Genomic DNA, 12,940 nt, shown 5'->3' on the forward strand with positions numbered 1-12,940 from the left:
CGATCAACCTCGCATATCTCGCACACCAGGCACCTATGAGCGGCTCGCAAGGCCAACAACCCGGCACCCCACCCTCGACGCCCCAGGCCGTCCCCCTCCCCCGGCGGCTGCTCGACCGCCTGCGCGCCCGTGCCGGCGCGCAGGTGCGGGGCTTGACCCGCAGCAATTCCGGCCTCAGCCTCGACTACGACAACCCGCCCGGGGATCCCGGCCTGTTCGGCCCGGACGCGGTCTGCTGGCGCGTGCACGCGGATTTCCCCGCGATGCTGGCCGGCGGCGTCAGCGCCCTGCTGATGCAGACCATGCATCCGCTGGCACTGGCCGGAGTGTGGGATCATTCCACCTTCCGCACCGATATGCAGGGCCGCCTGGGCCGCACCGCGCAGTTCATCGCCGGCACCACCTACGGCAACCGCGCCGATGCGCTGGCGCTGATTGACCGGGTCAGGCGCATCCACGCGGCGATCAAGGGCACGGCGCCAGATGGCCGCCCCTACGCGGCCGACGATCCGGCGTTGCTGACCTGGGTGCATGTGGCGGAGGTGTCGAGCTTTCTCACCGCCTACCTGCGCTATGTCGGCCCGCTCTCGGTCACCGAGCAGGACCGCTACTACGCGGAGGTGGCACAGATCGCCGAGCGCCTGGGCGCCACCGGCGTGCCACGCAGCGCCGACGCCATCGCCGGCTACCTGGAGCGCATGCGCCCTCAACTGGTGGTGAGCGAGCGCACCCGCGAAGTGGTGCGGTTGGTCATGGCCATGCCGGTGGCCAGCCCGCTGCTGGTGCCGGCGGTGCGGGTCATGGGCGACGCTGGCATTGCGCTATTGCCGCGCTGGGCGCAGCGCGAGCTCGGGCTGCATGGCAGCACCGCGATCCGCCGTCCGGTCTCGCTGGCCGGGATGCGCGTGCTGGCGCCCACGTTGCGCTGGGCATTAGGCAGCGGCCTGGCGGCGCGCGCGCGGCGGCGGGCGATGCAGCCCGCACCGGCAGCGCAGACGCAGTCGTCCTGACCCGCCACCCCGGGGCGGGCGATTCACTAACCATAGGAAACAGGAAAAGAACACCATGCAGACCGTTGCGGTTCTGGATTTTGAAACGACAGGACTGTCACCGCGTCAAGGCGACCGGGCCACGGAAATCGCAGTCATGCTGCTGCGCGATGGGGAAGTCGTCGACCAGTATCAAAGCCTGATGAACGCGGGCAGACGCATTCCCTCGGACGTCGTGCACCTTACCGGCATCACCAACGACATGATTGCATCGGCACCCGCGGCGTCGAAGGTGATGCGGGATGTGGCCCAGTTCGTCGGCAAGCATCCCGTGGTGGCCCACAACGCGGGGTTCGACCGCAGGTTCTGGCAAGCCGAGCTCTCGCTGCTGGGCATGCCGGCCGATCAGACCTTTGCCTGCACGATGCTCGTTTCGCGGCGCGTCTATCCGCATGCGCAAAACCACAGGTTGTCGACGCTGGTGGATATGCTGCGCCTGCCGAAGGCCGGGCGCGCCCACCGGGCCATGGCCGACGCGCAGATGACCTGCCACCTCTGGCACCGCCTGCAGCACGATATCGCCGAGACTTACGGCATGCGCCGGGTGGATTACGACCTCATCACCCGCGTGCAGGCCACCAGCAGCGCCAAGGTGCCGGCCCTCCTGCGTTCGCTGGGCGAGAACCAGGCTCGATGATGCGTGGGCCGAACGCCGGCAATGCACCCATGACGCAATGACGCATCCTGTGCCCAAGCGGTGGTTATGGCTGGACACCGCGCTGAGCTGGATTGCCCTTCTGGGCATCCTGACGTGTCTTGGCCTGATCGACTTCCATGGAATGCGGCCACTGGACGTGGGCGGCACCCTGTTTGGCGGTAGTTTCAATCAAATGATGCATGCCGGCGCCTGGATCGCGGCGATGGCGGGCTTGCTCCTGGCAACGGCATTTCGTCTGGACGGGCACCGCGCAGCCTGGTGCATGGCCGGGATCGTGCAAACGGGCGCGGGGGCCTGGTGGCTGGTGCACTATCCCGCAACGCACGATGGCAACCTGTTGCTATCGCCAGAGCGGGAAGAGATTGCCACGGCGATGCTGGTCGGCGTGGCGCTACTGATTGGCGGGGTATTCCTGCATGTCAGAGCGGCCCGCGCACGGCGCCATCGCCCGATATCAAGCACAAGGATGCTCGTGCGGTCCGTGGTTGCCGGCTCATTGATCCTGATCTTCGTCGCCATCCCCCTCGCCAACGCGCTACGCGCGCCGCTACCGCATTGCGCCTTCAGCAAAGCAGGCTCGCAACTGACCGTTTGCCTGGATGCAGGTGACACGCCCGTCATTGTCGATTGATCTGAAGGCCGCATGGCCAGCCCACCAGCGCCTGGCCTTGCATCACGCCGAAACATGCCTAAACACGCTTAAACAGACTGACTAACGATATGGGTCCGAACAACAATGCATGATTTGAAGACCGGCGCATTCTGGCGGCGCGCCTGCCTTGCCCTGCTTGGCGCACTGCTGATGGCCGATGCCATCGCCCTGATGCTGATGGGGCTGTTCAACTTCGGGGTCGTCCTCCCTCTGGCGATCGGCGCGGCCTTTCTCGTGCTGTCATGGCGCTGGGAGCGGGTAGCGCGATGGCGCGCGGCCAGCCCACGGCGCCGATGGATCTGGGCGCTGGGCCGCACAGCATTTGCCGGGTGGCTGGTGACGCTAGGGATGTTCTTCTATTTCATCAGCGCCAGCAACGCGAACTTCCCGGCAACGGGACCGACGGCAAACACCATCCTCATACTGGGCTCCGGCACGCCACATTGCGCCGCGTCGCCCACCCTGGCCGCACGGCTGGACAAGGGGCTGGCGCTGGCGCGGCAATGGCCGGCAGCGCGAGTCGTGGTGAGCGGCGGCCAGGACTTCGGGCTGCGGTGCAGTGAGGCGGACATCATGGCGGACTACCTGATCGCGCACGGCCTGGCACCGGAGCGCCTGATCCGGGAGGACCGGAGCACCAGCACGGAGGAAAACCTGCTCTTCAGCCACCGGTTGCTTGCGCAACAGGGCGTGAGCGCCGCAGACCCGCTGGTGCTGGTGCTGGTGACCAGTGATTTTCATCTGGTGCGCGCAAAGCGGATCGCGCGTAAGGCTGGGTTCCAGGCAGTGTCCGGTGCAGGAGCGCCAACGCCGCTTTACTTGCGCTACAACGCCTGGCTGCGCGAGTATTTTGCGTTTATCAGTGGCTGGGTATTGCGTGAATTCTGACCGGAAAGAGGCAAGGAAAACGATGCAAGGAAAACGATGAAAGACCGAGGTGACGAATTGCGTGCCAGGATCAGTCGGGGGACGCGCCCAGGTGAAACCGCAACCTACCGCGGATGGCTTGGTGTGCTCGCCATGATGCTCGGGCTTGCGCTTGCTTCGCCGCTTGCTGCGGCCGATACCCTGCCCCAGGCGCAAGTCTCAAGCGCGTGCGCCCCATTTCTCATGGCGTATTTCATTGGAGAAGAGCGCGAAGACCTGCTTCATATTGAACGCAATGGTAGCGGCGAGTACGTGCTCCGGATGGATGACCAATCGGCAGAGCTCCAGGTTATTACCGAGAAGGAAGAGCTCTCCGAGCTTGCCCGGCTTCTCCATGTCGATACGATCGGCGAGTGTGTTCTGCACAGCCCTGGCGGCCTCTACGTGAAGCTTCCGATTGGCAGCCGCGTCAACAAGACCGAGGTTGTGAAAACGGGCTATGTATTCGTCGAGATCGGCATCCAATTTGGCGCAAAGGGCCTGAATTCCGCTGGCAAAGCCTTCGTTGCCTCGATCAGCACCGTCTACCCCGTGAACCGCGAGCAGGCAGTCAAATAAGCCCACCCGCCCGTGCCCGAGGCTGCCCTATGACGTAGTACGCAATTGCGAGCTTGGCAAGTCATTGCCAACGACGACGTTCCAGAGGTGGAGATCACCGCTGGCGTATGGCGGCAGATTTCAGAGTGATCAGCGCTCGGCAGCAAGCTGCCGGCTTCGGTTTCCGGCCGGTCAGAGCCACCGGCGGACTACCGCCAATGTATCGCCCCCGCTCCTCCCAACGCCGACCGGCCAAGGGGGCAGCAATTGCCTCGCTCCCCAGATACCCAACAGCCAGTTGCCCGCCAAGTCTCTAGATGCCAATAGCTTCCCCAAGGCACGGTGGTGCCGCCCCTCTTGTTCAGTTGGGATCCGCGATCAGAGAGGTCCGCCTTCGGCGTGACCTTTCCCAGGAAGAGCTTGCCCATCTGGCCGGCATCGACCGCTCCTATATGAGTTCGGTGGAGCGCGGAGGCCAGAATTTGGGAGTGATGCATCTTTTGAGAATTGCGACTGCGCTTGAGGTTACGGTCGCGGAGTTGATGGCTGTTGCCAGACTCTAAGCGTCAACCCTAGTCGGCTCGCGAGGTCCAACCGCACGAACAAGCCGGACACCGGGCCGCGCTTGTACCCTGACCGGCTGCGAACAGCGGCAAACCCGGCTCGATGCGCTGGGGCCTCAGACATCGCATGCCGCTGCGTGCCAAGCCATTGCCAACGACGACATTCCAGGGACGGAGTCCACCGCTGGCGCATGGCAGCGGATGTCGTAGTGAGCAGCGCTCAGCAGTAAGCTGCCGCTTCCGTTTCCGGCCGGCCAGAACCCCCGGAGCACCACCGCCAACGCATCGCCCCCGCTCCTCCACTCCACTTCCCCCTGAGGCCCCAATGCGGCCTCTTTTTTCGTCCTCCCAGCGTAAACCCTCGGATTGACATCCCCACTTCGCCTTTATATTCTTTTATGAACACTACGTTCATATTTGAACACAAACGCCGGCAAGCGCAGCCGCTGAGCAGCGAGGCGCACACCCGGGCCCACACCAAGGCGACCCCAGAGGAACAAGCACCATGGCATCACAAAAGATTGGCATCAACGGCGCCGGCATCGGCGGACTCGCCGCGGCGATTGCGCTGCGCAAGCTCGGGACGGACGTGGTGGTGTTCGAGCAAGCCTCGCGCTTTGCGCGGGTCGGCGCGGATATCAATCTCACGCCCAATGCCGTGCGCGCGCTGGATGGCCTGGGCGTGGGCGAGGCATTGCGCGAAACCGCCGCGCGGCCCAGCCACCGCATCAGCCGGGTGTGGAACACCGGCGAGGAGACCTCGCGGCTGGCCATGTCCGACGAGGCGGAGATCCGCTACGGCGCGCCGCAGCTCACCATGCACCGCGGCGACCTGATGACCGCGCTGGAAGCCGCCCTGCCGGCGGCTTGCGTCAAGCTGGGCAAGAAGGCGATGCGGATCGAGCGGCATGCGGCCGGCGCCACGCTGCATTTCGCCGATGGCACGCAGGAAGATGTGGATGTGCTGATCGGTGCCGACGGCATCCACTCGGCCGTGCGCACCGCGCTGTTCGGGCCCGAGCATCCGGTCTTCACCGGCGTGGTGGCCTACCGCGCGGTGGTGCCCGCCGAGCGCCTTGCCGGCGTGCCGAACCTGCAGGCCTTCACCAAGTGGTGGGGCCCGGAGGCGACCTCGCAGATCGTCACCTTCCCCCTCAACCGTGGCCGCGAGATCTTTATCTTCGCCACGGTGGCGCAGGAAGCCTGGCGCAACGAATCCTGGACCACGCCGGGCCGTGTGGAAGACGTGCGCGCAGCCTACGCTGGCTTCCATGCCGAAGCGCGCGCGCTGCTTGATGCCTGCGACGACGTACTGATCTCCGCGCTCTACGTGCGCGATCCGCTGCCCGCCTGGTCGGCCGGCAACGTCGCGCTGATGGGCGACGCCTGCCACCCGATGATGCCTTTCATGGCGCAAGGTGCCGGCATGGCCATCGAGGATGGCGTGGTACTGGCGCGCTGCCTGGCCGAAGCCAATGGCGACGACATCCCCAGCGCGCTCGCACGCTACCGGGCTGCGCGCTTTGAGCGCACCAGCCGTATCCAGCTCGGTTCGCGCAGCAACGCCTGGCTCAAGGAGGGCGGCAACGCGGACTGGGTGTACGATTACAACGCTTGGCAGGTAGCCCTCGGCTAAGCACCAAGTCCGCAGGCTGACCTCGCCGCCCCCCCTTCCACGGAACCGATGAGCAAGAACCCCAAGCTGAACCAGCCCGTGCCCGACGCAAGCGATGCCGCCGATCTCGCCGACGGCGGCGACGAAGACAAGACGCAACTGGTCAGCCCGGTGATCCGCGCCATGCGCCTGCTGCGCTTTATCGCGGAAGGCGGCTCCACCACCAACCTGAGCGAAGTCGGCCGGCGCATCGACGTGAACCGCGTCACCGTGATGCGCCTGCTCGCCACGCTGGAGCACGAAGGCATGGTGGAGCGGCTGCCGCAGGGCGGCCACCAGGCGGGCTTCGCTCTGCTCAAGCTGGGCGCAAAGGTGCTGGCAGGCAAGGATCTCACGGTCTTTGCGCGGCGCGTGCTGGCCACCCTGAGCGAATCGCTGCGGCTCTCCGCCTATCTCGGCGTGCTGGATGGCGGCGACGTGCTCTACCTGCTGCGCGATATGCCGCAGACCTCGCTGGTCAGCAATATCCAGGTTGGCAGCCGAGTGCCGGCGCACCTCACCACGCCCGGCCGCATGCTGATTGCCGGCCTGCCGGAAGACACGCTGCGCGAGCGTCTCGGCGAGGAACCGCTGGCGACCGTCACCGGGCAAAGCCCGGCCACGTATGCCCGCCTGGGCGACATCCTCGCCGCCGACCGCGAGCGCGGCTGCGCCTGGAGTTTCTCTGCGTTCGAGCCCGGCATCGACTCTTGCGCGGCGCCCGTGTTCGACGCCAGCGGCGCGACGGTGGCTGCCATCAGCGTGGCCGGCCCGGACATTCGTTTCGAGCGCGACCCCGATCTTCGCGAACGCGTGGAGCGCGAGGTCAAGCGCGCCGCGCGCGATTTGTCCGGCCTGCTCGGCAACGCCGCCGGGCAGCGCCACCCACACTGACACCACGTCAACAGGAGACGCCCGGATGACAACGCCTGCACTCCCCACATTCTTCATCTCGCACGGCGGCGGGCCCTGGCCCTGGATGGAGGACCAGATGGGCGGCCGCTACGACAAGCTCAAGGCCGCGCTGCGGCAGATGCCCCAACTGGTGCAACGCACGGGCATTGCACCCAAGGCCGTCCTGATGATTTCAGCGCACTGGGAAGAGCCGGAATTCACGGTCATGGCCAACCCAAAGCCGCCCATGATCTATGACTACTACGGCTTCCCGGATTACACCTACCAGATTCAGTACGCGGCACCGGGCGCACCGCAGCTCGCCGCGCGCGTGCAAGGTTTGCTCGAGGACGCCGGCCTGGCCGCGCGGCTCGATCCGCTGCGCGGCTTCGACCATGGCATGTTTGCGCCGATGGCCGCCATCTATCCCGACGCCGATATGCCGACCGTGCAGCTCTCGCTCAAGCGCGGGCTCGATCCGCAAACGCATCTCGCACTCGGGCGAGCGTTGGTGCCGCTGCGCCACGAAGGCATCCTCATCGTGGGCAGCGGGCTGAGCTACCACAACCTGCGCGCATTCGGCCCCGCTGGGAAAGCGCCGTCGGCCGCATTCGATGCCTGGCTCCAGCAAGCGCTGACGACAACCACCCCGGCGCAGCGCACTGCCGCGCTGACGGACTGGGAAAACGCACCCGCCGCCCGGCAGGCGCATCCGCGAGAAGAGCACTTGTTGCCATTGATGGTTGCCGTGGGCGCGGCCGAAGACGACATTGCCACGCGCGTCTACCACGAAGACGACTTCGCCGGCGGCATCACCGTGTCGAGCTTTATGTTCGGGGGAAGCTGAAACCTGAAATGTGAAACTTGAAGGCAGCCGGTGCGGTGATTCCGCATTGGCGAAAGTGGCGTGGGCCGGGAGGAACAGCTTGTCGGCGCCAGCTAGCTTGATGAGCCCGCGCGAAGAACGCGAACCTGGGGACCTGGGGAAAATACATGGTGCCCATGGGCAGGATCGAACTGCCGACCTCTCCCTTACCAAGGGAGTGCTCTACCACTGAGCCACATGGGCAACGATTACGCGTTGCTTTACTACGTTACTGCCCTATTCTTACCACCAAAAATCACTCTAACCCATTGATTTTTAAGGATTTTTTTGAGTCCCCACCGAATCAATGGACTGCATTATGGACTAATCGACCCTGCTCGGCAACCCCTTAATCGCGAAAGTTTCCCTCTCTGTTCCGGCCGAAATATCTCTCGGCATGTGATTCCGATGCGACTCTGCGTGGGTATTCGCAATTCAAAGCGAAATGCGGTAGGTCCACCCCTCGCTGGCGTGTAAACTGCAGGGTTTTTGATTCAGCCGGTATGGTGCAAGCTCCACAGCACACAGGTTGCAGCGGCCCGACGCTCATTCGCTTGCTTGCGCGCCTTGCGGACGTCGATGTTCCCGAACCCAGACAATCGCTCTCGGACCGACTGAGCCAGTGGCTCGGCTGGGCCGATGCCATCGAACTGTCCACGGCCCTGAACGGCAACCCGCCGTCGGTAGCCCCCGGCGCGCGCGCCTTCGGCAGCGCCGAGGCGCTTGCGTGCGACCGTGTGCGAACCGCGCTGGCGAATGCCATTGCAGGCGATAGCACAGTTGCCTCCGCCAAGCGGCGCGGGCAACCGCAAGCGCCTGCCCAGGGAGATTCCATGGATGCAGCGGTCGATTACGCGACTTATCGTCAGCGTTATCTATCGATGCAGCAGGCGATGGAGACCGATATCGGCAGCTTGCGCGGCCGCCTGCGGGCGATGCTGGCCGCCAGGACGCCCGCCCTGTCGCAGCTCGCAGCGGTGGATGCCGTCATGGAGGGAGCACTGGGTGCGCGCGAGCGCAGCCTGCTTGGTGGCGTGCCCGCATTGCTGGAAGGTCACTTCGCGCGCTTGCGCCAGGCCGAGCAGGCAATGCTGGCCGACGCCCAGGCCTCGGGCGAGCCCGCGGCGGTCACGTCCGGCGCATGGCTGGACGTGTTCCGCAGGGATATGCGCAGCGTACTGCTTGCCGAACTGGATATTCGTTTTCAACCGGTCGAAGGGCTGCTTGCCGCCCTTCGCTCCAGCTAACAGGACGCCATGTCCAGATATCTTAATTTCGCTGTTTTTCTGGTCGGTCTGGCCGCAGTGTGCTGGATCGGTGTCGGCTACGCCGGCTCGAACACCCTGGCGCTGGCTGTCACCATGCTGATCGGCGCCTGCTACGTGGCAGGCGCACTCGAGCTGCGACGCTATCACCAGGCCACGTCCACCTTGGCGCGGGCCATAGCTGGCCTGTCCGAGCCGCCGGCCAGCCTGGATGCCTGGCTGACGCTATTGCCTGCGAGCCTGCGCAATGCGACGCGCCTGCGCATCGAAGGTGAGCGCGTGGGGTTGCCGGGTCCGTCGCTCACGCCGTATCTGGTGGGCTTGCTGGTGTTGCTGGGCATGCTGGGTACGTTCCTGGGCATGGTGGCCACCCTGAAAGGCACCGGCATGGCGCTGGAAAGCGCGACGGACTTGCAGGCCATCCGCGCCTCGCTGGCCGCGCCGGTCAAGGGCCTGGGATTTGCATTCGGCACTTCGGTCGCGGGTGTAGCCACCTCCGCGATGCTGGGGCTGCTTTCGACGTTGTGCCGCCGCGAGCGGACACAAGCGGCGCAGATGCTCGACACCAGGATCGCGACGACATTGCGCATCTACTCGCTGTCCCACCAGCGCGAGGAAACCTTCAAGCTCCTGCAGCGGCAGGCCGAGGTGATGCCCACCTTGGTCGATCGGCTGCAGGCCATGATGGCGGCCATGGAACAGCAAAGCCTGGCCTTGCACGAGCGCCAGCTCGCCAGCCAGGACGCTTTCCACGGCAAGGCCGAGGCCGCGTACACCCGCCTGGCTTCCTCGGTGGAGCAATCCTTGAAGGAGAGCGTCGCCGATAGCGCCCGCGCCGCCGGTGCKGCGCTCCAGCCGGCGGTGGAGGCCACCATGGCGAGCCTCGCGCGCGGGACAGCCGCGCTGCAAGACACCGTCACGCAGGCCGTGCAGCGGCAGCTGGACGGCCTGTCGACCGGTTTCGAGGCGACCACCACCACCGTGGCCGGCATCTGGAACGATGCGCTGGCGGGGCACCAGCGATCGAGCGAAGCGCTTACCCAGGACCTGCGCACCTCGCTCTCCCGGTTCACCGACACCTTCGAGCAACGCTCCGCAGGCCTGCTGGAGGGCGTCTCCACCCGCCTGGAAGCCACGACCGGCAGCCTGTCGGCGGCCTGGAACAACGCGCTCTCCCAGCACGAACGCGTCAGCCAGAAAATGGCGGGCGACAATCAAAACGCTTTGGCGGCGGCCGCAGTGAGCCTGGAGCAGCAATCGACGGCACTCGTTCGCACGGTAGGCCAGTCGCATGCGGACCTGCAAGCGGAACTGGCAGCGCGAGACCAGCAGCGGCTGGCGGCCTGGGCCGATACGCTCGGCACGCTGGCTGCGACGCTGCGCAAGGAGTGGGAACTGACGGGCGCGCACACCGCGAGCCGGCAGCAGGAAATCTGCGACACGCTGGCGCAGAGCGTGCGCGACATTTCCGCCCAGACGCAAGCACACGCCAGCAACACCCTCRTCGAGATCGACCGGCTCGTGCAAGCCGCTTCGGCGGCCCCCARRCTGCTGGAAAGCGTCTCCGCCCGCCTCGAGACCGCGACARGCGGCATGTCGGAAGCGTGGAACAACGCGCTCTCCCAGCACGAGCGCGTCAGCGAAAAACTGGCGGGCGACAACCAACACGCCCTGGCGGCGGCCGCGGCGACGTTCGAGCAGCACTCGGCGTCGCTGGTGCGCACCGTGGGCCAGTCGCATGCGGACCTGCAAGCGGAACTGGCAGCGCGGGACCAGCAGCGGCTGGCGGCCTGGACCGATACGCTCGGCACAATGGCCGCAACGCTGCGCCAGGAGTGGGAGCAGGCAGGCACGCACAACGYCAGCCGGCAGCAGGAARTCTGCGACACGCTGGCGCAAACCGCGCGCGACATCTCGGCCCAGACGCAGGCGCACGCCAGCAACACCATCGCCGAGATCGCCCGGCTCGTGCAAGCCGCTTCGGAAGCCCCCAAGGCAGCCGCCGATGTCATTGGCGAACTGCGCCAGAAGCTCTCGGACAGCATGGTCCGCGACAACGCGATGCTGGAGGAGCGTGGCCGCTTGCTGGAAACGCTCGAAACCCTGCTCGATGCCGTGAACCATGCCTCCACCGAGCAGCGCACGGCCGTCGACGCGCTGGTGGGCACGACGGCGGATCTCCTGGATCGTGTTGGCACCCGGTTCACCGACAAGGTCGAGGCGGAAGCCGGAAAGCTGGAAGCCGTCGCCGCGCAGGTCACCGGCAGCGCCGTCGAGGTGGCAAGCCTGGGCGAAGCCTTCGGCATGGCGGTGCAGCTGTTCGGCGAGTCGAACGACAAGCTGGTGGCTCACCTGCAGCGCATCGAAGCCGCGCTGGACAAGTCCGCCGCGCGTAGCGACGAACAGCTTGCCTATTACGTCGCACAGGCCCGGGAAGTCATCGACCTGAGCATGCTGTCGCAGAAGCAGATCGTCGAAAACCTGCAACATCTCGCAGGACAGCGGGCGCCCGCCAGCGCTGAAGCGGCATGAGCGAGGAGATCGACGCCGGCGTGGAGCCGACCGTGCCGATCTGGGCCGTCTTCGGCGATCTGATGTCGGTACTGCTGGGCGCCTTTGTGCTGATCCTCGTGAGCGTCATCGGCGTGCAGCTGGAACTCTCGACCAGGCTGGAGGAGGAGGTCAAGCAGCGGCAAGTGGAGAAGCATCGCCGCGAGGCCCTTGAGCAAGCGCTGGCTGGCCCGCTGGCTGCGGGCCGGGTGACGCTGGTCAACGGGCGCATCGGCATCAAGGGCAGCGTGTTGTTTGCCCTCAATTCCGATCAATTGCAGCCCGAAGGCCGGGAGGTGTTGAAGAGCCTGGCCGCGCCGCTGTCCGCTTACCTCCAGGCCCGCGAGGAGATCCTGATGGTGAGCGGATTTACCGACGACCGCCAGATGCGCGAGGCCAACCGCCGCTTTGCCGACAACTGGGAGCTGTCCGCCCAGCGCGCGTTGACGGTAACCCGCGCGTTGATCGATGAAGGCGTCCCGCCCTCCTCGGTCTTCGCGGCCGCCTTCGGCGCCGAGCAGCCCGTGACCTCGAATGCCAACGACGAGGGACGGGCCAAGAACCGGCGCGTGGAAATCGCACCGATTCCAAGGCCGTCCAACGAAACGGGGAAGCCGCGTGATTAGTGGCGAGATTGGTGGCGAGATCGGCGGCAAGATTGGTGGCGAAAGCCACGACGCCCTTGCCACGCTCGACGCATGGCGTGCGCGTGGCGCCGATCGCCTGAATCCTGTCCGCTTTCGATTCATCGAAGCGCTGGCCCGACGCGCGGCCGCCCACAGCGGCGATGCGCGACACATCCTGGACACCAGGCTGGCCAAACTGCTCGAAGCCTATGCCGGTGATCTCGAAAGCGCCGGTTGCAACGACAGCAAGGACGGCAACGTCGGCGGCACAGCATTGCCAGGCGCTCCCCCTCGCGGGCCGCTGGCCGGACTGGTCAACTACATCGCCATCCGGGCGCCGTCGGATCGCGGCGCCCCCGCAGCGATTGCTGGCGTGCCCCGTCGCGCGTCCTTACCGGACATGGAGGTGCTCGACTACTTCCGGGAAACCTGGTCCAGGGTCAGCACCGATCGACGGTTGCGGCAGTCGCTGGAGCAAGTGCCCGATAATGCCGGCCCGCTCAATTCGAGCCGCCTCGTGCATCGCTCGCTCTCCCTGATGCGCGAACTGTCGCCTGAATATCTCCACCAGTTCTTGTCGTACGTCGACGCCTTGTCGTGGATGGAGCAGATGAACGGCGGCGGTGCCATGGCAGGTAAAGACGCGCCGCGCGCCGGGAGCATCAAGCCGAGCGCTCGCAGCAGGCCGCGCTAGCGCAGC

At 65.9% G+C, this 12,940-nt stretch carries 13 protein-coding genes and 1 tRNA gene; 13 read left to right on the forward strand and 1 reads right to left on the reverse strand.

Features of this window, described 5'->3' with window-relative positions; all coding sequences use genetic code 11:
- Positions 1-35: 35 nt before the first annotated feature.
- The 9 genes from AC1DQR_RS21575 (at position 36) to AC1DQR_RS21615 (ending at position 7,781) form a co-directional block, all read left to right on the forward strand.
- Complete coding sequence (locus AC1DQR_RS21575; protein ID WP_416051817.1) at positions 36-1,010, forward strand: oxygenase MpaB family protein; 975 nt, start codon at positions 36-38, stop codon at positions 1,008-1,010.
- A gap of 55 nt (positions 1,011-1,065) precedes the next feature.
- Positions 1,066-1,686, forward strand: a complete 621-nt coding sequence (locus AC1DQR_RS21580) for a 3'-5' exonuclease (RefSeq protein ID WP_416051816.1) — start codon at positions 1,066-1,068, stop codon at positions 1,684-1,686.
- A gap of 37 nt (positions 1,687-1,723) precedes the next feature.
- A complete protein-coding gene (locus AC1DQR_RS21585; RefSeq protein ID WP_416051815.1) occupies positions 1,724-2,338 on the forward strand; it encodes a hypothetical protein in 615 nt (204 codons plus the stop codon).
- A 105-nt stretch (positions 2,339-2,443) separates the two neighbouring features.
- Positions 2,444-3,247, forward strand: coding sequence for a YdcF family protein (locus AC1DQR_RS21590; RefSeq protein ID WP_477133763.1), 804 nt, complete (start codon positions 2,444-2,446; stop codon positions 3,245-3,247).
- A gap of 36 nt (positions 3,248-3,283) precedes the next feature.
- Positions 3,284-3,844: a hypothetical protein gene (locus AC1DQR_RS21595; RefSeq protein ID WP_416051813.1), complete on the forward strand. Its 561-nt coding sequence runs from the start codon at positions 3,284-3,286 to the stop codon at positions 3,842-3,844.
- A gap of 296 nt (positions 3,845-4,140) precedes the next feature.
- The gene (locus tag AC1DQR_RS21600) at positions 4,141-4,386 is read left to right on the forward strand and encodes a helix-turn-helix domain-containing protein (protein WP_477133764.1); all 246 of its coding nucleotides are present in this window, start codon (positions 4,141-4,143) and stop codon (positions 4,384-4,386) included.
- A 505-nt stretch (positions 4,387-4,891) separates the two neighbouring features.
- Positions 4,892-6,022, forward strand: coding sequence for an FAD-dependent monooxygenase (locus AC1DQR_RS21605; RefSeq protein WP_416051811.1), 1,131 nt, complete (start codon positions 4,892-4,894; stop codon positions 6,020-6,022).
- Positions 6,023-6,070: 48 nt separating this feature from the next.
- Complete coding sequence (locus AC1DQR_RS21610) at positions 6,071-6,934, forward strand: IclR family transcriptional regulator (protein WP_477133765.1); 864 nt, start codon at positions 6,071-6,073, stop codon at positions 6,932-6,934.
- Positions 6,935-6,959: 25 nt separating this feature from the next.
- Entirely contained in the window at positions 6,960-7,781 is an 822-nt protein-coding gene (locus tag AC1DQR_RS21615) for a DODA-type extradiol aromatic ring-opening family dioxygenase (protein ID WP_416051809.1), read from the forward strand.
- Positions 7,782-7,928: 147 nt separating this feature from the next.
- Here the strand turns inward: AC1DQR_RS21615 and AC1DQR_RS21620 are convergent.
- Positions 7,929-8,003, reverse strand: a tRNA-Thr gene (locus AC1DQR_RS21620).
- Positions 8,004-8,302: 299 nt separating this feature from the next.
- Here AC1DQR_RS21620 and AC1DQR_RS21625 point away from each other — a divergent pair.
- From AC1DQR_RS21625 to AC1DQR_RS21640, 4 genes are read left to right on the forward strand one after another with little or no spacing between them, the layout of a single operon-like run.
- Positions 8,303-9,046 carry a DUF3348 domain-containing protein gene (locus tag AC1DQR_RS21625; protein ID WP_416051808.1) on the forward strand — a complete coding sequence of 248 codons (744 nt, stop codon included), beginning with the start codon at positions 8,303-8,305 and terminating at the stop codon, positions 9,044-9,046.
- Positions 9,047-9,055: 9 nt separating this feature from the next.
- Entirely contained in the window at positions 9,056-11,596 is a 2,541-nt protein-coding gene (locus tag AC1DQR_RS21630; protein ID WP_477133766.1) for a DUF802 domain-containing protein, read from the forward strand.
- Entirely contained in the window at positions 11,593-12,240 is a 648-nt protein-coding gene (locus tag AC1DQR_RS21635; protein WP_174424293.1) for an OmpA family protein, read from the forward strand. Before AC1DQR_RS21630 ends, AC1DQR_RS21635 begins: the two co-directional genes overlap by 4 nt.
- On the forward strand, positions 12,233-12,934 hold the full coding sequence (locus tag AC1DQR_RS21640; protein WP_416051806.1) for a DUF2894 domain-containing protein: 702 nt from the start codon (positions 12,233-12,235) through the stop codon (positions 12,932-12,934). Before AC1DQR_RS21635 ends, AC1DQR_RS21640 begins: the two co-directional genes overlap by 8 nt.
- Positions 12,935-12,940: the final 6 nt, after the last annotated feature.

The sequence above is a fragment of the Cupriavidus sp. 05L411 genome (genome assembly GCF_056398045.1).